At 64.7% G+C, this 21,520-nt stretch carries 23 protein-coding genes and 1 pseudogene; 10 read left to right on the top strand and 14 right to left on the bottom strand.

Annotated elements, in window-relative coordinates; translation table 11 throughout:
* Nucleotides 1–544 (bottom strand): hypothetical protein (locus ACIPRI_RS16080; protein ID WP_446622443.1); only part of this gene is annotated, 544 nt, incomplete at its 3' end.
* A gap of 162 nt (nt 545–706) precedes the next feature.
* On the opposite strand from ACIPRI_RS16080, the gene ACIPRI_RS16075 reads away from it, so the two are divergent.
* Nucleotides 707–967 carry a hypothetical protein gene (locus tag ACIPRI_RS16075; RefSeq protein WP_446622442.1) on the top strand — a complete coding sequence of 87 codons (261 nt, stop codon included), beginning with the start codon at nt 707–709 and terminating at the stop codon, nt 965–967.
* A gap of 82 nt (nt 968–1,049) precedes the next feature.
* Here the strand turns inward: ACIPRI_RS16075 and ACIPRI_RS16070 are convergent, their stop codons facing one another.
* Together ACIPRI_RS16070 and ACIPRI_RS16065 are read right to left on the bottom strand one after the other, a co-directional pair.
* Entirely contained in the window at nt 1,050–1,280 is a 231-nt protein-coding gene (locus ACIPRI_RS16070; RefSeq protein WP_446622441.1) for a hypothetical protein, read from the bottom strand.
* A gap of 147 nt (nt 1,281–1,427) precedes the next feature.
* Nucleotides 1,428–1,664: a hypothetical protein gene (locus ACIPRI_RS16065; protein WP_446622440.1), complete on the bottom strand. Its 237-nt coding sequence runs from the start codon at nt 1,662–1,664 to the stop codon at nt 1,428–1,430.
* A gap of 579 nt (nt 1,665–2,243) precedes the next feature.
* Here ACIPRI_RS16065 and ACIPRI_RS16060 point away from each other — a divergent pair.
* Together ACIPRI_RS16060 and ACIPRI_RS16055 are read left to right on the top strand one after the other, a co-directional pair.
* Nucleotides 2,244–2,498: a hypothetical protein gene (locus tag ACIPRI_RS16060; RefSeq protein WP_446622439.1), complete on the top strand. Its 255-nt coding sequence runs from the start codon at nt 2,244–2,246 to the stop codon at nt 2,496–2,498.
* A gap of 57 nt (nt 2,499–2,555) precedes the next feature.
* Nucleotides 2,556–3,119, top strand: coding sequence for an OST-HTH/LOTUS domain-containing protein (locus ACIPRI_RS16055; RefSeq protein ID WP_446622438.1), 564 nt, complete (start codon nt 2,556–2,558; stop codon nt 3,117–3,119).
* A 55-nt stretch (nt 3,120–3,174) separates the two neighbouring features.
* On the opposite strand, the gene ACIPRI_RS16050 is transcribed toward ACIPRI_RS16055, so the two are convergent.
* The gene (locus tag ACIPRI_RS16050) at nt 3,175–4,125 is read right to left on the bottom strand and encodes a helix-turn-helix transcriptional regulator (protein WP_446622437.1); all 951 of its coding nucleotides are present in this window, start codon (nt 4,123–4,125) and stop codon (nt 3,175–3,177) included.
* Nucleotides 4,126–4,223: 98 nt separating this feature from the next.
* Here ACIPRI_RS16050 and ACIPRI_RS16045 point away from each other — a divergent pair, with 98 nt between their 5' ends.
* Genes ACIPRI_RS16045 through ACIPRI_RS16035 form a run of 3 tightly spaced genes read left to right on the top strand, consistent with a single transcriptional unit; the run spans nt 4,224 to nt 7,431 of the window.
* A complete protein-coding gene (locus tag ACIPRI_RS16045) occupies nt 4,224–5,114 on the top strand; it encodes a hypothetical protein (protein WP_446622436.1) in 891 nt (296 codons plus the stop codon).
* 20 nt (nt 5,115–5,134) lie between these two features.
* The gene (locus tag ACIPRI_RS16040) at nt 5,135–7,111 is read left to right on the top strand and encodes a hypothetical protein (protein WP_446622435.1); all 1,977 of its coding nucleotides are present in this window, start codon (nt 5,135–5,137) and stop codon (nt 7,109–7,111) included.
* A gap of 59 nt (nt 7,112–7,170) precedes the next feature.
* Complete coding sequence (locus ACIPRI_RS16035; RefSeq protein WP_446622434.1) at nt 7,171–7,431, top strand: hypothetical protein; 261 nt, start codon at nt 7,171–7,173, stop codon at nt 7,429–7,431.
* Between the two features lie 5 nt (nt 7,432–7,436).
* Here ACIPRI_RS16035 and ACIPRI_RS16030 read toward each other — a convergent pair.
* Nucleotides 7,437–7,856, bottom strand: a pseudogene (locus ACIPRI_RS16030) (methyl-accepting chemotaxis protein); the annotation flags it as partial.
* 151 nt (nt 7,857–8,007) lie between these two features.
* Nucleotides 8,008–8,583 carry a peroxiredoxin-like family protein gene (locus ACIPRI_RS16025; protein ID WP_446622433.1) on the bottom strand — a complete coding sequence of 192 codons (576 nt, stop codon included), beginning with the start codon at nt 8,581–8,583 and terminating at the stop codon, nt 8,008–8,010.
* Nucleotides 8,584–8,689: 106 nt separating this feature from the next.
* Between ACIPRI_RS16025 and ACIPRI_RS16020 the strand changes: the two genes are divergently transcribed.
* Entirely contained in the window at nt 8,690–9,352 is a 663-nt protein-coding gene (locus tag ACIPRI_RS16020) for a TetR/AcrR family transcriptional regulator (RefSeq protein ID WP_446622432.1), read from the top strand.
* Between the two features lie 279 nt (nt 9,353–9,631).
* Here ACIPRI_RS16020 and ACIPRI_RS16015 read toward each other — a convergent pair whose 3' ends face one another.
* Nucleotides 9,632–13,225, bottom strand: coding sequence for an indolepyruvate ferredoxin oxidoreductase family protein (locus ACIPRI_RS16015; RefSeq protein ID WP_446622431.1), 3,594 nt, complete (start codon nt 13,223–13,225; stop codon nt 9,632–9,634).
* Between the two features lie 91 nt (nt 13,226–13,316).
* On the opposite strand from ACIPRI_RS16015, the gene ACIPRI_RS16010 reads away from it, so the two are divergent.
* On the top strand, nt 13,317–13,829 hold the full coding sequence (locus ACIPRI_RS16010) for an Lrp/AsnC family transcriptional regulator (protein ID WP_446622430.1): 513 nt from the start codon (nt 13,317–13,319) through the stop codon (nt 13,827–13,829).
* 54 nt (nt 13,830–13,883) lie between these two features.
* Here the strand turns inward: ACIPRI_RS16010 and ACIPRI_RS16005 are convergent, their stop codons facing one another.
* Nucleotides 13,884–14,204 (bottom strand): hypothetical protein, encoded by a 321-nt coding sequence (locus ACIPRI_RS16005; RefSeq protein ID WP_446622429.1) that lies wholly within the window; start codon nt 14,202–14,204, stop codon nt 13,884–13,886.
* 166 nt (nt 14,205–14,370) lie between these two features.
* Here ACIPRI_RS16005 and ACIPRI_RS16000 point away from each other — a divergent pair, with 166 nt between their 5' ends.
* Nucleotides 14,371–14,883: a helix-turn-helix domain-containing protein gene (locus ACIPRI_RS16000; protein WP_446622428.1), complete on the top strand. Its 513-nt coding sequence runs from the start codon at nt 14,371–14,373 to the stop codon at nt 14,881–14,883.
* Entirely contained in the window at nt 14,883–16,205 is a 1,323-nt protein-coding gene (locus ACIPRI_RS15995) for a type II toxin-antitoxin system HipA family toxin (protein WP_446622427.1), read from the top strand. The genes ACIPRI_RS16000 and ACIPRI_RS15995 overlap by 1 nt, the downstream gene beginning before the upstream one ends.
* Nucleotides 16,206–16,500: 295 nt before the next feature.
* On the opposite strand, the gene ACIPRI_RS15990 is transcribed toward ACIPRI_RS15995, so the two are convergent.
* From ACIPRI_RS15990 to ACIPRI_RS15965, 6 genes are read right to left on the bottom strand one after another with little or no spacing between them, the layout of a single operon-like run.
* Nucleotides 16,501–16,743 (bottom strand): DUF2274 domain-containing protein, encoded by a 243-nt coding sequence (locus ACIPRI_RS15990; RefSeq protein ID WP_446622426.1) that lies wholly within the window; start codon nt 16,741–16,743, stop codon nt 16,501–16,503.
* Nucleotides 16,740–18,041 carry a TrbI/VirB10 family protein gene (locus ACIPRI_RS15985; RefSeq protein ID WP_446622425.1) on the bottom strand — a complete coding sequence of 434 codons (1,302 nt, stop codon included), beginning with the start codon at nt 18,039–18,041 and terminating at the stop codon, nt 16,740–16,742. Before ACIPRI_RS15985 ends, ACIPRI_RS15990 begins: the two co-directional genes overlap by 4 nt.
* On the bottom strand, nt 18,038–19,093 hold the full coding sequence (trbG, locus tag ACIPRI_RS15980; RefSeq protein ID WP_446622424.1) for a P-type conjugative transfer protein TrbG: 1,056 nt from the start codon (nt 19,091–19,093) through the stop codon (nt 18,038–18,040). The genes ACIPRI_RS15985 and trbG overlap by 4 nt, the downstream gene beginning before the upstream one ends.
* Complete coding sequence (gene trbF / locus ACIPRI_RS15975; RefSeq protein ID WP_446622423.1) at nt 19,090–19,803, bottom strand: conjugal transfer protein TrbF; 714 nt, start codon at nt 19,801–19,803, stop codon at nt 19,090–19,092. Before trbF ends, trbG begins: the two co-directional genes overlap by 4 nt.
* A 25-nt stretch (nt 19,804–19,828) precedes the next feature.
* Entirely contained in the window at nt 19,829–21,205 is a 1,377-nt protein-coding gene (gene trbL, locus ACIPRI_RS15970; RefSeq protein WP_446622422.1) for a P-type conjugative transfer protein TrbL, read from the bottom strand.
* Nucleotides 21,206–21,209: 4 nt separating this feature from the next.
* On the bottom strand, nt 21,210–21,518 hold the full coding sequence (locus ACIPRI_RS15965) for an entry exclusion lipoprotein TrbK (protein WP_446622421.1): 309 nt from the start codon (nt 21,516–21,518) through the stop codon (nt 21,210–21,212).
* Nucleotides 21,519–21,520 lie beyond the last annotated feature (2 nt).

Below are 21,520 nucleotides of genomic sequence, written 5' to 3'. Positions count from 1 at the left end.
GCCACGTCCGATCGTCCATCACGACCTTGCGGCTGCTTATCGCCGCAGCCTTGATCGCGACGCTGCCCCGATGTCCGTGCTGCCTGCGCGCAAACGCAAGGCTTCTCTTATGACACAGTAAGACTAGTTCGTTGTCTTCTGGATAGACCGATCTATAGGTGGCTGCATCGCCGTGAATTACGAGCGCTCCTTCTTCAATGACGCCATTTCGTGTCCAGTACCCGTCGTCCGATGCCATCGGATTGCTGGTTACTTCAAGCTGAAAGAGGGCTTGGCCACCCGACGCAGGTCCAAGCCTCAGCAGCCCGGTTTCGCGGCCACCGGAAGGAAACATATGAGACTGCGTGACGCGTTCGAACAAGCGCTCGTTGCCCGGCCGTTCCTCTGCGTGCGCACCTGCACATAGACAGGATGCCAGTACAAAAATTGCTGTGTTAACAGCGTTGGCTGACTGCGAGCGAGAGCCGAAGATGCTCAGCCGGACGTCACCGGTGTCTTTGCCGGCGCCAAAGGCGTCAACGATTGAGGTGTTCTCGACGGTCATCAGGTGGTTCGCGGGAAGGTCCGTTCCTGGCCGACTGCGGCCGGCCGGCCAGCATGCCACAAGCGGGCATAGGGTACCCCCGCACGCGCCGCGCCAGGGATTTTGACTCTCTACAGCCTCCAAGCTGAAGCCCTCAGTAACGCTTACTACCGATAAGAAACCATGCTGACCGTCAACGCCGACGGCCAACCGGTGATGCAGCGCTTCCACAAAGCCGAGGACGAGAAGCGCATGGTGGTGATCCTGGACCCCAGCGACTACGACGAGTGGCTGACGTGCCCGCTGCCCCAGGCGCCGAAGTTCTTCCGACAGTGGATGGGGCCGCTGGAGTCTTACGCCGCCCCTCTGCCCCCGCGAGCGCCGCGGGCCCACAGCGGGCAGATCATTGCGCCAAAGCGTGCCGACGATCCAGGCCTGTTCTAGGATCGGCGGCGCATCGTCCTGAGCCCGCTTCGGCGAGCTTTTCTATGCCCGTCCGCGAATGCCAGCAGACAGCCTTGCTCCATCATTTGGCGCGCCGACGCAGCCCCTCGCGGTAGAGCACACCGCCGATCTGCCCCAGGAAGGCCATGTCGTCGTCGGTGAGCTTGTAGCGGGCCAGATCCATCCACGCCGCCAGTTCGGAGATTGCGTCGTCCAGATCCCACATGCTGCCCTGACGATCCAGCAGGGCCGCACGCCGCTCGAATTGTTTGATGGTAGGGTGTGCCACGGGACGGGACTGTGCCACCGCCATGTCACGGTAGGCAAGCCCCTTCGCGAGCCGTTCATTTGCCCATCAGCCGCACCCACAGCCGGCGCAGTGGCGGCAGCTTCACCCCCACGAAGCCCTGCCCGACGACGAACCGGGCATCCCAGAGCCAAGCTCGTGCCCAGCGCCACATCAGTCGGCCGCTCTGCTCAGGAAATCACGGATCCAATGCCGTGCCTTGTTGGCAAGGACATGCCTGACGGCCACTTCATCGCCCACGACCGGCGCGACCGACAGCCGGCACATTTGCATGCCAGCGCGCTTCACTACGATGATGGACTGGTCCTCTTCCTGCTGAACTTCCATTGTCCATTCCGGAGGTGCCAGCCAGTCCGCGCTCTCCGGCGGGTGGTCCTTCTCTAGATTCATGGCCTCTCTCACCTCCCCAGCGCAAGCGTCGGTGCACGCCGAAAGGTCATCTTCGCCGCAGGAATTCGCCATCCTGCTGCGCAGCGGGTTAGATCCCACCTTGCACGCGTGAAGAGGTGCGCACCATTCATGGCATGCCGGATGCGTAGGCAGCTAGCTGTCGTCGTTGCCGACCCCGCCGAGAAACACGATCCTTCAGGCAACGTTTTCATTGGGTTCCCTAGCAATAAGTGACGCGAGTGGCGATCCGGAACAATGCGTCGCGCCTCGGGCGCATGGTATGAGCGGCGGCGTTCAAAGAGAACAGGACATTTGCCCTGTCTACTCAAACCTTCCGGCAACTGCCGTTCAAACCACTCCGGGGTGAAAGTCTCGCAAGGCGACCGCGATAGGGAAGGGTTCACCAGAAGCAGCGAAACACGCCACGATCCGGGCTTTTTCATTGGGGCGTCGCGCAGGGAGATCGACGAATTTGTCGTCAAACCGTGCGGTAGTGCCTATTCGAAGGCCGGCGCGTAACTTCCAGTGCGCGGGGTTGTTGATCGGCACCGTCTAAGCGCCCATGATGAAGTTTCTCGTGTGGGAACCCTTCTCCAAGGTCGTGACCACCGACCTCTTGCCCCGACTGGAAACAGCCGGGGCTTTTTCGTTTCAGCAGCGTCGTTCAGAGTTGAGCGCGACCGCGATAGGGAAGGCGCCTCCAACCTCGCCCAGACCAAGGCGAGGCTCGAGGCATTCAAGACCCTGCGCAATCGCATCGTCCACCATCTTTTGGAGGAGCATGACCTCGCCACACAGGCGAGCTGCGACAGTGCGCTCGCGCTTCTTGCCTGAGGGATCGCGACCGCCCAGGCGTCCTATGCGGAACTCCATCAGTGGGCGAAGACCGCCATGGAAGCCCAGCAAAACTTTGCCGCCTTCGTCCCGGGCCCGCAGTTTGACGAGTTCCTGCACGGCATCCTGCCCGATGGGACGGTTGATTGGCCAAACTGTACGGCCGTCCAGCTCCTTCGCCGGCAAGAAGAAAAGACGCCGCGCGGTGAGATGACGCGCTTGGAAGAGGCGGTGGAGGCGATTCGGACATCCCACCCCGGGCACAGCCCTCGCAAGTACTTCTGCAGCAAATGGCGGGAGCTCCTCAAGAAGTCCGGGCAGTTCGAGATACGCAAGGAAAAGGGTAGTGCCGATGAGCGCGGGATCACCTGGTACCGCAGCCTGGGCACCTCGGACATCGCACGATTTCGGACGACGCCCGGTTCCACCGAGAGCTGCAGATCGACGCGGCTCTGGCATGAGCAGCGTCAACATGCAAACGTCGAGGCGACCGGGCCACGTCGCCAGCCGATCGAAATGCCGGGCTTGATGTCGTTTGAAACTGGTCCAGGCCGGCGATCGGCTTCTAATCAGCCTCCTCGAAAAAGGAGTACCGCGTCGATCTCCCCGGCGGGAGGGTGAAGCTGCGCGGCGTCCATGACCGCAGCGGGAATGCGCACCGACGTGCTGTTTCCCGCTACGCCATCGTCGGTTGCACCGGCACCGGTGCCGTCGATTTCTCATGCAGTTGCACGGCGGGCCTTCGCGCCGGGCGTGAGCGGGCCGCATAGGCGTCGCCGGAGGCAATGCGCGGATCGCCCGCATCGGGCAGGCGCCCGAGCCACAGGGACGTCAACTGGGCCCTATTGTGCACCCCGAACTTGGCATAGATCGACTTGACGTGGATGTGTGTCGTGTTGGGGCTCTGGCCCAGGAGCGCCGCGATGATCTTTTCCGTTCTGCCGTCCAGGAGCTCCATCAGCACCTTGCGTTCAGTCGCCGTCAGGGGCGCCGTGGCGATGAGCAGCCCGTGGCTGAGGACCTGTTGCCGGTAGAACCAGCGCAGCCCGCGCAGGGCGAGGCCGAAGGGCGCCTTGTCGGTGGCGGCGAACCGGGGCGCCTGCGCGCCGCGAAAGACGAAGATGTGCACGCGCACGTCCTCGTTGAGGGCGCAGCGCATCGACATGCTGTCCGCATGGCCCACGTCCAGGTAGTGGCGCCGGTAATGCGCGCCGTCGAACCACTCGGGCGGGAGCGCCTCGAACAGCAGCCGGGTGCGGAAGGCCTCATCGCCCGCCATGGCGAGGACCTGCGAGATGTCCAGCGACGGCGACCACAACGCGTCGAACTGCTCCTGGAAGGATTGGGCCACCGGCGCGAGCGGCTTGAGCAGCTCGACGATGCGTGGGCGCCAGCCGTTCAGGGGATCGTCGGTGGCCGGACTCGGCAGGCGCACGACCACCGACCAGAGGGCGTTCTGCGCGGCGAAGATGGCACACAGCCGTGACAGCAGATGCGCAACGGCGGCGTCGCCGTCACCGGCGCCGAAGTCCGCGAGCTCGTCCCAGAGCGCGAACATCGCGGCCTCGGGCTGCCTGTCGGAAGTGGACGGAAAGGCGGCCGTCGGCTCGGGCTGGTCAGGGCTCACGCGATCACCTGTTGAGGTTATGTTCGAGCGTCATTGGACTCCCTACGATCCCGCGGATGGTCCAACACACTACCGCCCTGCAGGATACCGCTCGCGGCATGAAGCGCGCCGGCATCGCCCGCCATCTCATCGCCGCCGTGCTCGCGCTCGCTTTCAACGCGCAGGCCCAGGATGGGATGTCCTACCCCGAACGGCTCGCGCAGTTTGCTTCGCAGCTCGAGCGCGCGAGGACATCGCAGCTCGAATTCACGCGCGTGGCCCAGTGCCTGCGGCAGCACGAGGTGAACCTTGAGCAGCGCAGCAAGGACCTGCAGCTGCAGCTGGGCCCGCTGCTCACGCAGGAGAACGACCTGAACGCTCAGGTGCAGTCGCTGGCGGTGGCCAGCCAGGCGCATGGGCGGGACCTCGCAGCCGCCGCGACCAGCGTGGCCGAGCATGAAAAGAAGATCGCGTCGATGCCGAACCGAAAGCGGTACGAGCAGTACGAGAAGCTGTGCAACGTGTCCTATGTCGCCCCCTTTGATCGCAGATGGTGCGCCTTCAACGACAAGTACAAGGTCTCCACCTTGGCAACGGCCAAGGCAGACCTCGAGGCGGCCCGAAGACGAAGGGACATCGCACAGGGAACCCTGGACAAGGCCAAGGCGGACCACGACACGGCCGACGCTAGCCTCGTGAGAACCAGGGCCCAACTGGCGTTCACGCGTTCGAACGTCGTCGAGACGACAGGGAAGATCGTCAGCACCAAGAAGTCGATCCTCGAAGTAACGCTGCTGGACCAGCCCCTGCTGGTTTCCATCGACCAGTTCGCCAGCGAGTTGGCCGCGGCCGCCCAAGTCGACCTGGCCGATGAGCGTCCGCGCACGCTGCGCAAGCTCGACGACATCTCGCGAGGCATCGACGGCACCACCCAGAGCGGTCGCGCTGCATCCTCGCGGGTTGACCAGGCGCTGGGCGCGGGCTGGGTGACGACATGCCTTTCAAACTGAACCCAACGGAGAAGAAAAACATGGACAACACCGCATCCCGGCTTGACAGCGACATCGACGCCCGGCTGACGCACCTCATCGCGGCAGTTCCGCTGAAGCTCCCGCCGGCAGACGAGGAGGTCTGCGCCCTGTACGTCAACAAGATCGAGGGCAAGTACGACGTTCTGCGCTCGAAGCAGGACACCGACTACGCCATCGATCTTCTCTACATCGCCTACAACACCACGCCCCGCGAGGAAGGGGAGATCCGCGCGCAGATCGAAGAGGTCATGAACAACCTGACCGTGGCGCAAAAGCAGAGCGACCTGGCGATGCGCCGCGCCATGACGGCGGCCGGCGGGGTCGTCGTCTCGATCGGCCAGGTGTTCCCCGAATGGGAGGAAGTGCGCGAATGCAGGAGCGTGGAGGACCTCAGTGGCGTCGCCGAGGTCAAGGACTTCATCAAGGATGAAATCCTCGCCCTGTCCAGGAAGATCAAGGCAACAGCGCTCGCGGTGAAGAAGGAGCTGGATGGCGTTGCCGCGGTCTACGACGGCATCATCAAGGGCACCTCCGCGGCGACGAAGAAGAGCGAGCTGGCGCTGGCCGATCAGCTCAAAGGCGACGCTGCCATCCAGGAGGAGATCAACCAGGCCAACGCCAAGCGGGCCGGCCTGGAAGCGCTGGTCGCCGACCTGCAAGCCGAGGTCACGAAGTACGACAAGTTGGCGCTCAAGTACGAGGGCGAGGCGCATACGGCTGAAGAGCGCGCGTTCATCATGTCCATTGTCCAGGTCGGCGCGCAGGTGCTGTCGGCCGCGATTCCCGCGGCCGTCACGGCCCTGACGGCCTCGGCCACCGGCGGCGCGTCGGTGATTGGCGCCGCGGCGGCCAATACGGTCAAGCGGGTCGTCGGCGACAAGAACCCGGACGACAAGGGCGCTGGCGGCACGGACGCCGATGTGGTGAAGACCAAGGTCGAAATCGCGGAGAAAAAGGCGGCGGCAGAGCAGTCCGAAAAGAAGATCGCCGAAGCCAGGAAGAACCTGACGGACCTGAAGAAGGAGCTCGACAAGGAGCTCCAGAAGGAAGCGAAGAAGCCGGGCGAGGCTGCGGACAATCCCGCCGGGAAAGCCCAGGACAAGGAAACCGGCAAGGAAGCCGGCAAGGAACCGGGCAAGGCGGCCGCGAAGGACCACCCCGAGGCCGAGGGGCAGGCGCAGGAGTCCGCGGCGGTCAAGGGATTCAAGGCCCGCATTGCCGCCGCCGACAAGGCGTTGGAAGCCGAAGAGGCCACCTATGCAAAGCTGATCGGCGCCTTGTCCGGCCTGCAGGCTTCGCTGGTCGCGCTGGACAAGGGGCTGGGCAAGTTGAGCGAGGCGCAGCAGAGCGCCGCCGCCGAACTGCGCGTGATGCAGATGAAGATGCTCGACAAGGTCGAGGCCTATGAGAAGGAGAGGCGCACCCAGAACGCCGAACTCGTGAAGATCAAGGCGCTTCTCACGGGCCAGCTCAACAAGCAGCAGACCATTCAGCTTGCCGTGCAGTCACTGAATCTGAGCATCAGCGCATTGAAGCGGGCGCGGGAGATCATCGAGGAAATCTCGGCTTTCTTCCTCTCGTTTGCCCAGTTCATGGATGCCGTGGTGAGCGAAACGACGCTGGACATCGAACTGTTCGAAGGCTTCGTTGCCCGGGACAAGGTTCGGCAAAAGCCCTTCGACCACCTCATCGCGAGTACCGATAGGTTCTTCCTCAGCCGTGTGGCGGAATGGCGGGCGATCGGTTTCGTTTCAGAGAAGTTCGCCACCTGCTTTGCCGATGGCTACACGAAGCTTGCAAAGGCGAAAGCCCACTACCTGTACGACCAGGAACTCAAGGACTACCTCAAGTCGGCGGCCTCGCGGCTCGACGACATCGTCGCGGACCGGGAGCGGGCATCGAAGCAGAAGATTCTCGAGCTCGATGGTTATCGCCAAAACATGCTCAGAGGCGATATGGGCACGAAGACGGCCTGAAACAGCGCCGTGGTTTAAGCAAGCACGATTTTCACTTGTTATCTTTCAAGAGGTCAAACATGGCTACATGGAGCGCGAATGCACGGGCGGACTGGGCAGCAGGAATGCGGTCGGAACAGTCCAACAGCCTCAACGGTACGGCACAAGTCGCGTTGAGGGGAAAAGTCGAAACGTGGGCGGATGGCGCCGGCCAACTGCTGCAGTCCAAGTTGTTCCCGGTTGGGGACAGAAATGGCGTGAAGCTCGGCGTTAAGGTGACCGCCCAGAACGCGGAGGTGGGCAGCGTCCGGTTCGGCGACCTGATGACCCTGGGGGTCTAGCAAGATCAGCCGTGCATGGCTAGTTCCGAGCCCGCACAAGCTGCGCGGCCGGCAAGATTCGTGAACGCAGATCCTGCTTCGGCGCGCCAGTCGGCTCGATTCCGTCGGGCGAGTTGCGCTGCTGCCCTCGGCTGTGCGGCGGCCCGCGCCGTTGCAACCGCCGATTGCCGGCTGACCTCACCTTCGCTCCCGAGGTTGAACACGCTGACAGCCTGCACGAGGCTGGTCGCCTGTTCCTGCAGGGATCCGACCGCGGCAGCCGCCTCCTCGACGAGAGCAGCGTTCTGCTGCGTCACCTGATCCATCTGGGTGACGGCCTGGTTGATCTGCTCGATGCCCTGGGTCTGCTCGTGGCTGGCCGCAGTGATCTCGCCCATGATGTCCGTCACGCGCTTCACGCTGTCGACGATCTCTTCCATGAGGCGGATGGGGGGTGCGGCAGAAATCTTGGACTACCTGAAGGTAGTTCATGTACTCATACGAAGAGCGAATTCGAGCGGTCAAGCGCTACATCGAGCTCTAGAACTGCAATGCTGAAACTTGATCCGGATGCCCGCAAATGGCGGAATCCTAACTCTATGGCGTTGGTGAGCCTTGGTTGGCGCCGGCGCCGCCGCCGCGACACAGGTCAGACGCGAGGCTCAACAGTTCATCAGCATCCCAGTGGTCGTCCGCATGAAGGCCGTACTTGACCGCTACGACATGACCCCTCCAGTCGATAAGGAAATCTGCAGGCAAGCCTAGGATTCCATTCTCGGCCTTGTTGTAGAAGCGGCCGGTAGTCAGGACCCAACGCAAACCGCTCCAGAAAACGCGTGGGTGCAACACCGCAAGTCCAGAGGTTTCCACCCCGAACCGGCGGTAGTGTTGCTTGGTTGGGTCGGCGACGCAGTCAAAGGGGAGCTGCGCCTGATACTTGAGCATCTCGTTATGCGACGAATGGAAGAGGATGACTTCACGAATGCCCGCCGCCTCGAGGTCTTCGCGCCTTCTCGCGAGACTCAGAAGATGGAAGTTGCATACCGGACAGCCAGCGAAGCGCCGGAACTGCATATGAACAAGCCGCCCGGAGGTATCCGGCACAGTCAGATGCTCCCCGCGTATGGTTTTCAGGGTCGTTGCGGGTGCTATGTCGCCTATTGAGAGCCTCATGAATTTTCCTTGAACGAGATGCAGATCCGGGCCTCAGCTGAGGCAGATCCCTAAGTGGAATATTTGCGTACAATGTACGTCAACCGAATGTACCTTCCTATTCAGAATGGAGTCAAGTGTGGGACGCCCTGCGAAATTCACCCGTGAGCAGCTCCAGCGAGCCGCACTCGCGCTCGTCGATGCGCACGGACTCGGGGGCCTTACCATGCGCGCGTTGGCCAGCGAGCTCGGAACCGGGGCAATGACCCTCTACAACTACGTCTCGCAGCGAGAGGAGTTGGAAGTCCTAGTGGTCGAAGCGGTTGTCGGAGATGCTCGATGGGCGCCCGACGGCAAACTCGCCTGGTACGAGGAGCTGGAGGACATCGCGGTGATGCTGTGGCGTTCCATCAGAGCTCACCCGCATGTCATACCCCTCATCCTGACCAGGCGCAGCCGTTCGCCGGAAGTGTTCGGAGTGGCCGAGGCACTGCTGCAAACGTTGGCGCGCGGCGGACACACCGGACACCGCCTTCTCGTTGCCTTCAGAGCGGTGTCTGCGCTCATCATGGGCGCCGCGCAAGCCGAGCTCGCTGGTCCGCTTACGCTACAGGCCGGCGAGTCCGTCAGCGAGACAATTGCTCGATTTCAAGCTCTCCCTCCGGACCGATTTCCGCATCTGATTGAAATCGCCACGGCGGCTTCGGCCAGTGATGCTGAGACCGAGTTTCGCGCGGTGCTCGCCATCCTCGTCGATGGGCTGCGCAACGAAATTGCTTCAGGCCGCTGAGCGCCGTCGGAGCAAGCAGTGTCGGGCCGCGCTCTCTTCACAGTGAGCGAAAGTGATTCTGAGTCCCCCGAAAAGGCCCATGCGGAAAGCCCCGCGCGACTCAGCGAATGTCTGCTCGCAGCCTAGCTGAACTTCTGCCGTTCGATTACGTAGCCTTAAGGCCCGGCCCTTGTCAATGTGGGCTGCGCAGGTCCGACAGGGCGGATAGGTCGCAATCGGGGATGCCCTCCTTGAAGCACCGCTCGGGTTCACTGTCCGTTAAGTTCCATGACCCCGTGCTCAATGTGTCCCCACGACTGCGATGCCGCGAATCTGCCCGGCCATTGCCTCCGTCGCAGGCCTCGGATAGCGCTCGGGCGAGAAACGGTGCATTAGCTCAGCCTCTCTGCCGCGCGCCAGTGCGAGATTGGCCAGCTTCACATGGCCATAGCCTCGAATCGACAGGGGCACTGCGGCGATCTGCGCAGCAAGCCTCTGGTTGTCTAACGACAGTTCAGCCAGTAATTCGTCGAGCCGCGCATCGAAGTGGTCAATCAGTGAGCGCTCCAGTCGGCGTTCCTCCGTATGCCCGAACAAGTCGAAAGCCGTGCCGCGCAGGCGCTTGCCGTGGGCCAGCCACTTCATGGCCGATAGCATCCACGCGCCCAGTCTGATCTTGGCCGGGGGCTGCCCGTTCCTGGGCCGCGACAGGAACGGCGGGGCCATATAGAACTCGAGCTTGACGTCGCCTTCGAACTGATCGGCCAACCTGTCGCGGAAGGTACCGTCGCTGTACAGGCGTGCCACCTCGTATTCGTCCTTGTAACTCATGAGCCTGAGCAGGCTGTGCGCCGCATTGCGCGTGAGCGGCAATGCAGGGTCGCCGCCGGCCAGCGCCGCCTCGCGCTGCTGCACGGCGCGTACGCGCGTCTCGAAGCGTTGCGCCCACGCTGCGTTCTGATAGCCGGTCAGATGCACTCGTGCGCGGGCAATCAGAGCATCCAGGGGCTCATCCACCGCCGCTTGCGCGGTTGCGACACGCAATCCTTCGACGGCCTGCGGCGCACCGGCGGCGAGCCGACCGAGCGAGAAGGCCATGAGATTCGAAGCGACCGCGACACCGTTGAGTTCGATCGCGCGCGTCACTGCCTCCAGGCTCAGTGGAATCAACCCGCGCTGCCATGCGTACCCGGTGGCAAGGATGTTCGATGCCAGCGTGTCGCCGAGGAACTCCTCAGCCATCGTTTGCGCATCGAAGGTCTCGACCTGATCTCTGCCGGCGACAAACCGCATCTTCTCGAGCAGCAGCTCGACCTTGAGATCGGCATCCGGATTGCGCAGCGATTCGGCCACCGGGATCTCGTGCGTGTTTGCCAGAATGCGAGTGCGTCCATGGCGCACGGTCTGCAACGCATCGGGCGACGCGCCCACGACGACGTCGCAAGCCAGGATCGCATCGGCCTGCTGCGTGTCGATACGCACCTGGTTGAGCCGCGCGCGCGTGTCGGCCAGGCGCACAAAACTCAGCACGGCACCGCCCTTCTGTGCGAAGCCCATGAAGTCCAGCACGCTGGCCGATTTACCTTCGAGGTGCGCGGCCATCGCGATCACCGCACCCACGGTCACCACGCCGGTGCCACCGACGCCGGTCACGAGCAAATCGTAGGGTGCATCCCACGTGTGCGCGGCCGGCCGGGGCAGGTCGGCCACATGCCGCATGAAGGCATCGCCGCCCGAAGCCAGCGCTCCGCTCTTCTTGCGAAGCGCACCGCCGGTCACGCCGACGAAGCTGGGGCAAAAGCCCTGGGCGCACGAGTAGTCCTTGTTGCAGCTCGTCTGGTCGATCTTGCGCTTGCGGCCCAGATCAGTTTCGTGCGGCAACACCGCCACGCAGTTGCTCTGCACGCTGCAATCGCCGCAGCCCTCGCAGACGGCCTCGTTGATGAACAGTCGCTTGGCCGGATCGACCATCTCGCCCTTCTTGCGACGGCGGCGCTTCTCGGCCGCGCAAGTCTGCTCGTAGATCAGAACGGTCACGCCGCTGATCTCGCGCAGGCGCCGCTGCACCGCATCGAGTTCGCTGCGGTCATGGAACTCGGTGCCGGTCGGGAACCTGTGCTTGATGTGCTCATACTTTCCGATCGCGTCGCTGACGACCACGACCTGCTTCACACCTTCGGACTCGACCTGTCGTGCAATCGCATCGACGCTGATGACGCCGTCCACCGGCTGCCCGCCGGTCATCGCGACCGCGTCGTTGAACAGGATTTTGTAGGTCAGCGTCGCCTTGGCCGCGACCGCCTGCCGAATCGCGAGATAGCCCGAGTGGTAGTAGGTGCCATCGCCAAGGTTCTGGAACACGTGCGGCGTGCGCGTGAACATCGAGTGCGAGACCCAATCGACGCCCTCCCCGCCCATCTGGATCAGGCCGGCGGTGCTGCGATCCATCCAGTTGGCCATGAAGTGGCAGCCGATGCCGGCGCGCGCGGTCGAGCCTTCGGGGACCTTGGTGCTGGTGTTGTGCGGGCAGCCGGCACAGAAGTACGGCAGGCGCTTGACGCTGTCCCCGTCGTTGCTCAGCAACGGCGGCAAAGTGAAGTCGCGCACATGCTGGAAGTGATTTCCGAGTTCGGCGTTGTCCGGGAAATGGATCGCCAGCCAGTGAGCAACGAGCTCGATCAGCCGCGAGGGGCGCAGCTCGCCGAGCGCCGACACCAGCGGCCGTCCGTCGCGGTCGTGCTTTCCGACCAGCGCGGGACGCGCACCGGGCGGCGCGTTGTAAAACAGGTCGCGCAACTGGGTTTCGACGATCGCGCCCTTCTCCTCGACGATCAGGATTTCGTCAAGGCCCTCGGCGAATGCCCGCATGCGCGTCTGTTCGACCGGAAAGCTCAGCCCGACTTTGTAGAGCTTGACGCCGACGCGCGCGAGGCTGTCCGGCGTCACTTCGAGGCGGCGCAGAACTTCCATCAGGTCGTAGTGCGCCTTGCCGCAGGTCACGATGCCGACCTTGGCATGCGGACTCTCGATCACATGGCGGTCGATGCTGTTGACACGCGCGAAGGCGGTCACAGCCTCCAGCTTGTCGGCCAGGCGCGATTCGATGCGAAGCGAAGGCAGGTCGGGCCAGCGGTAGTGAAGACCATCGTGCGGCGCGCGATAACCGGTGGCGGCGCACACGGCGTCGGGATCAGCCCATGCGGCGATGCGTCCATTGATCAGGTCAAGGTCCACTGTGCCCGCACTCTCGACCACTTCGGACAGGGCCGCCATTGCGACCCACGCACCCGAAAAGCGCGACAGTGCGTAGCCGTACAGGCCGAACTCCAGGTATTCGGCGACGCAAGCCGGCTGCAAGATTGGCATGCTCCAGGCCACGAAGGCATGATCGCTCTGGTGCGGCATCGAGGACGAGACGCAACCGTGGTCATCGCCGGCCACCACCAGCACACCGCCATGTGGCGACGAGCCGTAGGCGTTGCCGTGCTTGAGTGCGTCGCCGGCGCGATCGACGCCCGGCCCTTTGCCGTACCACATCGCAAACACACCCTCGACCGTGCGCTCGGGATCGGATTCCACGCGCTGTGTGCCCAGCACCTGGGTCGCCGCGAGCTCCTCGTTGATCGCCGGGACGAAGCGGATGCCGGCGTCGCTGAAAGCCGGACCGGCCTTCCAGATCGCCTGGTCGACCATGCCCAGCGGCGAACCGCGATACCCGCTGACGAAGCCCTGCGTATCGAAACGGCGATCCTGATCGCGCTGACGCTGCATCAGGAGCACACGTACCAGGGCCTGCGTGCCGGTCAGAAAAACGGCGCCGGAGCGGGCCCACAGGCTGTCGGACAGCTGGTACGCGGGACGCTGGATTGGAGAGGGATTCGCCAGAGAACTCATTCGAGGATTGTTCTTCCCGCCAGCGAGGAATATCCTCCCGAATGCACCCGAATCGACCCTAGATTCGAGAATGCCATTCTCCAATAAACCCATGAATGAAGATTCCATTCCTCTTGACAACTACTCGCTGCAAATCCTTCTGGAGTTGCAGCGCGATGCCCGGCAAACGGTGCAGCAGATCGCGGACAAAGTCGGCCTCTCCTCCACACCCTGCTGGCGCCGCATCAAGGAGATGGAGGCTTCGGGCGTGATTCGCGGCTACACCGTCGTGATCGATCGCGAGAAGGTCGGCCTCAATCTCGCGGCGGTGACGGAGGTGAATCTCGACCGGCACCATGAATCAAAGGTGCGTGACTTCGAGAAGGCGGTCGAAGCCAGCCCTGAGATCGTGCGCTGCGTTTCGGCCACCGGACCGGCCGACTACATCCTTACGGTGCATGTGCCGGGCATCAAGCACTACGAGAAATTCCTGCACACCACGTTGTTCGAGCAGGCCGGCGTCACGCACGTACGGTCAGCAATTGTCTTGAGGGAAGTGAAATCGGAGGGGAGCTTGCCGGTTGACTTTGGACCGCCCCGCCGCGCCCGTACCTCCACACAGTAGCCGCGCAACTGAACCTGATCGCGTTCAACCACCTCGGTGCCCGCCGAATAGGCCTCACCCGAAATCTGGACCATCTCGACGGGCGGATAGTCGATCCTCGGCACATGGCTGCCGCCTGGCATGGCAAATCCAGACCTGGCGCGGCAGCTGTGTGGTCAGCGCATGCAATTGCAGGGCGGTGAGCAGACAGAACAACTGCCTGGGGGACCTTGGCGGCAATCGCCACCAGGCGCTCTTGCTCGGCGCCTTCGCGCTCGGGCAGGCGGTAAACAGTAAAAGGCCAGGTCCGACTTTCTCCAGCAGGCCGGTCGCGGTCATGCGCGTCAGGGCCACCCGGGGCGCGTCGATGGCGTCCAGATCGCTGGGACGCAGCATCCCCTTTCTGCGCAAGCAGACCAAGGACGCGCCGGGCGTGGGCGTCCTGCCGAGAACTGCGCACTAGTATTGCCCATTCCCGATAAAGAGCATAAATACACCAAAGCAAGTATCTTGTAAATATATGCTAAAGCCAGTATATTGGCTTTCAAAGATGACGATGCGCATGGACTTCCCCATTCACCTTCCCAGCCAACTGCGTGAGCACCTGCGCGCGCTCAGGAAGGCGCGCGGCCTGACCCAGGCCGCCCTCGGGCAGTTGCTCGGCGTGGGCCAGGCCCGTATCGCAGAGATCGAGAACAACCCGGGGGTCGTGAGCGTCGACCAGTTGATGAAGCTGCTCTCCGCGCTTCGCGCATCCCTGGTCTTGCGCGACGATGGGTTGGAAATGATCGCGGCCAGCCTCCCTGGCAAGCTTGCGTCGCCAAAATCTGTCTCGCCACATCCTTCCAAGAAAGCATTGAGGCGCCCCTCCACCAACGAGCCCCCGGCTGGCCAGGGGCAAGTGCAGCCTTTGCCCCGTGGAGGCAGGTACTCTGCGAAGTCGACCTCTGCGCGCCGCGGCAGCACCCAGGCCCCCTCCGACGCACCAGCGCACCAGGACGCGAATCCTGCGCCCGCCGGAATCCGCTCCACGTCCAGTGCTTTCATCATCCGCCCGAAAAAGGGCTCCTGGTGATGGCGACGCTCAATGCCTGGATGAACGGCGAATGGGTAGGTACCTGGCGCGTCCACCGGGGGTCCCACAGCTTTGAATACACCCCTTCTTGGCTGGAATCAGAGAAGTCGCGGCCGCTGTCCCTGTCGCTGCCGCTCACCCGCACCCTGGAGATCAAGGGCGATGTCGTCGCCAACTACTTCGACAACCTGCTCCCTGACAACCAGCGGATCCGCGAGCGCATCGGGCGACGGTTCAAGACCAAGACGCTGGAAGCCTTCGCGCTGCTGGAAGCCATCGGGCGCGACTGCGTGGGCGCCGTGCAGTTGCTGCCGGAAGGCACAACGCCCGACGGATGGGATCGCGTCGAGTGCGAAGCGCTGTCCGAGGACGAGGTGGCCAAGGCACTTCGTGACGTTCCCGCCGACCCGATCGCGCGCCATGGCGACGCAACGCCGGCTTTTCGGATTTCCCTGGCGGGCGCTCAGGAGAAGACCGCTTTCACGCGCGTCAATGGCCAATGGTGCCGCCCCCTCGGGGCCACACCCAGCACCCATATCTTCAAGCTCCCGCTGGGCGTGATCGCCAACACGAGCCGGGTCGAGATGTTCGACTCCGTGGAGAACGAATGGGTGTGCGCCCAGATCATTGAGGCGCTGGGTCTTCCGATGGCGCGCACCGAGATGGCCCGCTTCGGCGACCAACGCGCGCTGGTCGTTGAGCGCTTCGACCGCGCATGGATGGGTGACGGGCAATGGATCGTTCGCATGCCCCAGGAGGACTTCTGCCAGGCCTTGGGCCTGCCCCCGCGCCTGAGATATGAAGACGATGGAGGCCCCTCTGCCGCCCAAGGTCTTCAGCTACTGGCCGGGAGCACCGATGCGACCACGGACCGGATAGCCTTCCAACTCGCCCAACTGGCGTTCTGGCTCATGGCCGCGCCTGACGGGCACGCCAAGAACTTTTCGATCTTCCTGCGCCAAGGCAATGCCTACGAGCTGACTCCCCTGTACGACATCCTGTCCGTGTGGCCCTATGTCGGCAAGGGCCGTGGCCAACTCCACCTGCGCAACGTGCGGCTCGCCATGGCGCTGCGCTCGAAGAACACCCACTACGACATCTACGGCATCCGCGCCCGGCACTGGCACGGCTTGGCCTTGAAGAACGGCGGGCCCGCAGTGTGGGAGACGATGCTGGGGCTGGTCGAACAGGTCAACCCGGCACTGAGTTCGGTCGAGACACGTTTGCCCAAAGATTTCCCCGACCGCATCTGGGCACCCATCGCCAAGGGCATGCGCAGCCAGGCCGAGAAGTTTCTGAAGGAAGCCCAAGCCCTGGCCTGATCACCGCTCGGTGGGCAGAGCAAGTGCGCAATCCGGACACGCCTGACCACTGGACCCAGTTCAACGCGACCAGTCAGGTTCCCGGTCGACACCTACCCCCTACGCCGTTTGCTCTCACCTTGAGCCCCCCAGCGGCTCCGCGAGTCTCGAAGACCGCGCCACAAGAAGCGTCGCTCGACCAAGGCGTTGGTGAAGCCGGCCGCTTCCAGGCAGCGCGCCGCGACCCCGACCTTGAACTGCCCTGCCGTTCTGCCAGTTCGGGCTCGCTGCCCCCGAAGTGACGCGTCATGCGACGTCATTCAGCCTTGGGTTTCGCTACCTTGATCCGCAGCGCCCTGAAGCCCCTGTCACGCGCGATGAACGCGGCGAGCATGTGCGGCACCAGCGCCACCGCATCCACCGGCCCATGCAGCCCGCTGTGCACCTCAGCATAGGCCTCGAGCTGCGCCTTGAGTTCCGCCGGAACCGTGATCGTCAGCTTCACGCTGTCCGCGCGTGGCAGCGCGCCCAGGCTCAATCGACTCGCACCTTTGCTCATTGCGGCCTCCCGCGCGTAAAAAACAACGGCTGGTACGGCCGCAAGATGAGGTCCTTGTTCACCATCACGCGCATCGGAAACCCGGGCCGGATCGTCAGCGTCGGCTGAATGCTCGCGTTGCGCTTGGTGATCTCCTGCCCAACCTGGTTCACCGTGTCCTGCGCCCCTTCGCGCACAGCGATCACGAGGCGGTTGCCGTCCTGATCTGTCCGGCTCTGCGGCGCCGCCAACTCGGCCCCCACGCCGAGCAGCGTGGACAACGCCGCCCCGGCGAGGATGCGGTCCCAGTGCCAGTCGACCGCATCCTCCAGCCCGGCGTAGCCCGCCGGATCAATCCCCGGCAACCGGTCCAGCACCACCGACGACGTGTCCGGCAGGATCAGCCGTGTCCACACCAGCAGCACGCGTCGCTGCCCGAAGGCCACCTGGCTGTCGTAGCGACCGATCAGCCGCGAGCCCTGCGGGATCAACAAATGGCGCCCCGTGGCCGTGTCATAGACCGCCTCGGTCACGTTGGCGATCACCTGCCCCGGCAGATCGGAGTTGATGCCCGTCACCAGCGCTGCCGTGATGATGGTTCCCGCCATCACCTGGTATGGCGAAGCCGGCAACTGCAGGCCGCCCGGGTTGCGCGTGGCCGTGTCACCGGCCTTCGCAAGAAAGGCTTCCTTTCGATCCTGGCGGTTCTGTGCCACAGCAGGGTCGGTCGGCGAAGCCATGGTCGGGCTCATCGAGCTCAACGGGTTGAACGGCTGGCCCGCCGTCAGCCCGGACGCATCAATGGCAGTTTCGGGCGTAGCCCTCTCGGCGACCGACCCCCGCTTCGCAGCGGCACCGTCGCCGCTGCGCCGGAAGAACACCGAGGACCGCGCCGCATCCTCGGCCGCCAAACCCTCGGCCTGCGCCGGATCGACGCCTTGGCCCGTCCTCTCCTCCATCGGCTGCTGTGCCTTCACGATGGCCGAGCCGAGGTCTCCTGGCAGTGGCGGACCCAGCACCGGCGTCGACGCCGGCGGCATCCCGGCATAGTCCTTCGGCAGCTGGTCCAGGCCATCGGCCCGGGCCACGCGGTCTACGTTGTACAGCTCGGCGGCCGGGTTGCGCTCGCGCTTCTGCGACTGCAGCGACCACAGGGTGCCACCCAGCACGGCCGCGGCCAAGGTGCCGGCGACGCCCGCCAGCATGCGACGGTTGAGCCGCACGACCGACCGGGGCTGCGCGCGCAGGGCCACCGTCTCCGGCGCGACCTTGGGCGCGACCTGGGACGACAGGGGCGGCAAGGTGTCTTCCGCACTCATGATCCATCGCTCCGCGCGCCCCGCACACTGCCGTTCGCGCCATCCGTGCGCTCGATGCGCACGACCGCGGCCTTGCCGCCCTTGAAGCCGCCCAGACGCAACTCCGCCGCGCCGAAGAGGCGGTCCACCACGTAGTACGGCGAGCGGAAGCGGTAGTTCACGAGCTGCCCATCGCCCTGCGGCCCGATCACGAACAGCGGCGGCAGTTCGCCCTGCGCGATGCCGCCCGGAAACTGGATGTAGACCCGCTGCCCGTCGTCGAAGGCGCGCAGCGGCTTCCAGGACGGCGCATCGCCGTTGATCGCATAGCGGAACCGGATCTGTTCCACCGACAGGCCCGAATCCACCGGCGCCGCGGCCTGCGCCTCCCTCGCCTGCTTCTGCAATGCCAGCATCCGGTCCTTCGGATAGTCCCAGGATACCGACGCCATCCAGGCCTGCGGCGTCGAGGACAGTTCCAGCAGGTAGGTGCGCCGGTTCGTGGTGATGACCAGGTTGGTCTTCAGCCCCACGCGCGTGGGTTTCACCAGAACATGAACCCGCTGGTTCGCACCGCTGCCGCTGACCGTATCTCCCACGATCCAGCGCACCGTATCGCCGGCCGAGACCGCCACCAGTTCCTCGCCCTCCTGCAGCGCGACGAGCGTCACGCGGCCCGGACTGGTGTAGACCTGATAGAGCGCGCCGTCCGCATACGGCCAGACCTGGATCGCGTTGACGTAGCCCTCGCGCGACGGCGCGATGCGGGCCTGCGCATTGGCCCGGGAGACGCGCACCTTCTCGTCGGAGGGCTCCTGCATCGGCTTGGCTTCCTGCACGCTTGGCAGCGCTTTCATCTGCCCGGGCAGCGGCATGGGCTTCGGTATCTCCAACACCTCGACCGGCTGGGGCGGTTGCGGCAACGGCTGCGCGGCGACGGCCACCGGCTCGTCCAGAGAGATCGCCGGCGGCGGCTTGCCCTGCGTGGCACAACCGCAGACGCTCACGACTGTGGCCGCCACCGCGACCAGCAGGATCGGCGCAGATGCGCACCTACGTAAATCAGTCTTCATGGCTTGGTTCCCTTGGCTGTGTCCGTCGCATCGAGTTCGCGACTCCAGGACAGACCATTGACGTAGATGCCCAGCGGGTTTCTTCGCAGTCGTTCCTCGGTGCGCGGCGCCTGCAGCACGATCGCCAGCACTGCGGTCCAGCGCTCCAGCCCGGCCGCTTCACCGTTGACATAGCGGCGCTCCGTCCAGCGCACTTGGAACGAGGCCTCGCTGGCACGCACCACGCTGTTGATCTGCACCGCCACCGAGCTGTGCCCGATGCGCGAGAACGGATCGTTGGCGCGCGCGTAGTCGTTCAGGACCGCGGCGCCACGGTCCGTCGTGTATTCGTAGGCCTCGAGCCAGTTGTGCCGCACCACGATCGGATCGATCGAAAGCGAGCGCACGTCGGTGACGAAGCGCGCCAGGTGATGCGCGATCTGCGCGTCGCTGGGCTTGTACGGCGTGGCGGCTTCGCCGACCGCGCGCACCTGGCCGGCGCTGTCGACCTCGACGACATAGGGCGTCACGATGGACTGCGCCGAGCGCCACAACAACCCACCGGCCATCAGCAGAGCCAGCGAGAGGCAACCGAAGGCCATGCACCGCCAGTTCCTGGCCTGCACGCGCGCGCTGCCGATGCGCTGGTCCCAGACCTGCGCCGCAGCCTGGTACGGGGTGAGGGGCTCGGGCGTTTCCGAGTACCGCACCTGGGGTCGTTTGAATCGCATGGATGGTTCTCCTCAGGAATCCGGATCAGGCGTTGGAGCTGTCGTGCAGGCTCGGGCCGGTGCCGCTGCCGCCGTGGTCGCCCGAGCGCAGGACGTGCGCCGTCGTCGAGGCCGCATGGCTCAGTTGCTGCTTGCGGCGCATTTGTTTGGCCCATGCAGGCTCGGGAGGCGGTGCGCCGGCCTCGTCCGCACCGGTAAATGCCGCATTCCCCGTAGTCGCAGGCGCAGCGGCATCGACCACGAAGCTCGCCACGCGGTCCTTGACCGACCTGGCACCGGACGCGACGCGCTGGCCGACAGCCCCTGCTCCGCTTTTCGCGACATGGGCGAGGCCGGCACCGGCCGCGCGCACGCCGCCACCGCCGGATGCCGCAACGCCGGCCTCGTAGGCCGACTGCGTCGCGCCGCTCGCCAGCCCACTGGCCGAGCGCGCGGCCGCAGCGCCGCCGACGATGACCGCTCGCGCTGCGCCAGGCGCCATGCGAGCCCCCGCGGCGACGGCCGAACCCGAACTCGCCATGGCCGCGCCACCGGCGACGGCCAGGCCTGCCGCACCCAGAGCCGTCCCCGCCGCCGCACCGGCACCGAGCTGTGGCGCGCCCGACACTAGTCCGGTCGCGATCCCGGGCCCGAAGATTCCCAACCCAAGCATCGCGAGCGCTGCCAGCATGATGGTCAGCGCATGGTCGATGGAGGGCTCGGCACCGGCCGGCGTGCGGAACTCGGCGAACAGGCCCGTCCCGATCCCCACGATCACGGCCAGCACCAGCACCTTGATGCCTGAGGACACCACGTTGCCCAGCACCTTCTCGGCCAGGAACGCAGTCTTGTTCCACAGGGCAAAGGGAACGAGCACGAAGCCCGCCAAGGTCGTCAGCTTGAACTCGATCAAGGTGACGAAGAGTTGCACCGCGAGCAAGAAGAAGCTCACGATCAGCACCAGCCAGGCCAGGAACAGGACGGCAATGGTGTCCAGATGAGCGAACGTTTCGGGGAAACCCGTCATCTCGCTGATCTGTTCCATGATCGGTCGGCCGGCGTCGATGCCGACCTGCGCGAGCCGGCCGGGCTGCAGAAACTGCGACTGTGTCAGGCTGGAGCCCGACGCCACCAAGCCGAGCCCCGCGAACGACCGGAACAGGACCGCGGCCAGCTGGTTGAAGTTGCCGATGATGAACGCGAACGCTCCCACGTAGAGCACCTTGCGGATCAGCCGGGCGATCACGTCGTCGCCCTGCCCCGCCGCATGGCTCATGGCCCAGAACAACCCGGCCAAGGTCATGTCGATCACGACCAGCGTGGCCGTGAGGAACGCCACCTCGCCACGCAGCAGGCCGAAGCCCGAGTCGATGTAGCGCGAGAAGACATCGAGGAAGCGATCGATGATCGCGACGTCATCCATGGCGTCAGTCCTTCAAGCCTGCGCCGGTCGGCGGTGAGGCAGGTGCTGCTGGCGGCTGGACCGGGTCGCTGGCGTAAGGCGACTTGTCGCCGCGCATGAAGCGCCGGCGCATGGCCTCGGCCGCCGCATTGCACTGCGCGTCGCCGACCCCAGCGTGATCGGCCTTGCACAGCGCTCGTAGCTCCCTGAGGCGCTCGGGATTCCCGACCGGGGATTCGACGGACTCGATCGCGGAGTGGGTCGGCTCGGACTTGCCGCAGCCGGCGAGCACCAGGGCTGCGGTGGCACTGATGATGAGGAGAAGATTCTTCATGG

The sequence above is a fragment of the Variovorax sp. LARHSF232 genome, from assembly GCF_052871435.1.
The sequence above is the reverse complement of the archived record's forward strand: the minus strand, read 5'-3'. Positions and strand labels throughout refer to the sequence as shown.

What these genes read in the sequence shown, in the direction of transcription:
- ACIPRI_RS16025 (WP_446622433.1), bottom strand. Translation starts at nt 8,583, where the DNA reads ATGAGGCTCTCAATAGGCGACATAGCACCCGCAACGACCCTGAAAACC.
- ACIPRI_RS16005 (WP_446622429.1), bottom strand. Translation starts at nt 14,204, where the DNA reads ATGCTGCGTCCCAGCGATCTGGACGCCATCGACGCGCCCCGGGTGGCC.
- ACIPRI_RS15995 (WP_446622427.1), top strand. Translation starts at nt 14,883, where the DNA reads ATGGCGACGCTCAATGCCTGGATGAACGGCGAATGGGTAGGTACCTGG.
- ACIPRI_RS16010 (WP_446622430.1), top strand. Translation starts at nt 13,317, where the DNA reads ATGAATGAAGATTCCATTCCTCTTGACAACTACTCGCTGCAAATCCTT.
- ACIPRI_RS16055 (WP_446622438.1), top strand. Translation starts at nt 2,556, where the DNA reads ATGGAAGCCCAGCAAAACTTTGCCGCCTTCGTCCCGGGCCCGCAGTTT.
- ACIPRI_RS16035 (WP_446622434.1), top strand. Translation starts at nt 7,171, where the DNA reads ATGGCTACATGGAGCGCGAATGCACGGGCGGACTGGGCAGCAGGAATG.
- ACIPRI_RS15965 (WP_446622421.1), bottom strand. Translation starts at nt 21,518, where the DNA reads ATGAAGAATCTTCTCCTCATCATCAGTGCCACCGCAGCCCTGGTGCTC.
- ACIPRI_RS16020 (WP_446622432.1), top strand. Translation starts at nt 8,690, where the DNA reads ATGGAGTCAAGTGTGGGACGCCCTGCGAAATTCACCCGTGAGCAGCTC.
- ACIPRI_RS16015 (WP_446622431.1), bottom strand. Translation starts at nt 13,225, where the DNA reads ATGAGTTCTCTGGCGAATCCCTCTCCAATCCAGCGTCCCGCGTACCAG.
- ACIPRI_RS16065 (WP_446622440.1), bottom strand. Translation starts at nt 1,664, where the DNA reads ATGAATCTAGAGAAGGACCACCCGCCGGAGAGCGCGGACTGGCTGGCA.
- ACIPRI_RS16045 (WP_446622436.1), top strand. Translation starts at nt 4,224, where the DNA reads ATGAAGCGCGCCGGCATCGCCCGCCATCTCATCGCCGCCGTGCTCGCG.
- trbF (WP_446622423.1), bottom strand. Translation starts at nt 19,803, where the DNA reads ATGCGATTCAAACGACCCCAGGTGCGGTACTCGGAAACGCCCGAGCCC.
- ACIPRI_RS16075 (WP_446622442.1), top strand. Translation starts at nt 707, where the DNA reads ATGCTGACCGTCAACGCCGACGGCCAACCGGTGATGCAGCGCTTCCAC.
- ACIPRI_RS15990 (WP_446622426.1), bottom strand. Translation starts at nt 16,743, where the DNA reads ATGAGCAAAGGTGCGAGTCGATTGAGCCTGGGCGCGCTGCCACGCGCG.
- ACIPRI_RS16000 (WP_446622428.1), top strand. Translation starts at nt 14,371, where the DNA reads ATGGACTTCCCCATTCACCTTCCCAGCCAACTGCGTGAGCACCTGCGC.
- ACIPRI_RS15985 (WP_446622425.1), bottom strand. Translation starts at nt 18,041, where the DNA reads ATGAGTGCGGAAGACACCTTGCCGCCCCTGTCGTCCCAGGTCGCGCCC.
- ACIPRI_RS16070 (WP_446622441.1), bottom strand. Translation starts at nt 1,280, where the DNA reads ATGGCGGTGGCACAGTCCCGTCCCGTGGCACACCCTACCATCAAACAA.
- trbL (WP_446622422.1), bottom strand. Translation starts at nt 21,205, where the DNA reads ATGGATGACGTCGCGATCATCGATCGCTTCCTCGATGTCTTCTCGCGC.
- trbG (WP_446622424.1), bottom strand. Translation starts at nt 19,093, where the DNA reads ATGAAGACTGATTTACGTAGGTGCGCATCTGCGCCGATCCTGCTGGTC.
- ACIPRI_RS16040 (WP_446622435.1), top strand. Translation starts at nt 5,135, where the DNA reads ATGGACAACACCGCATCCCGGCTTGACAGCGACATCGACGCCCGGCTG.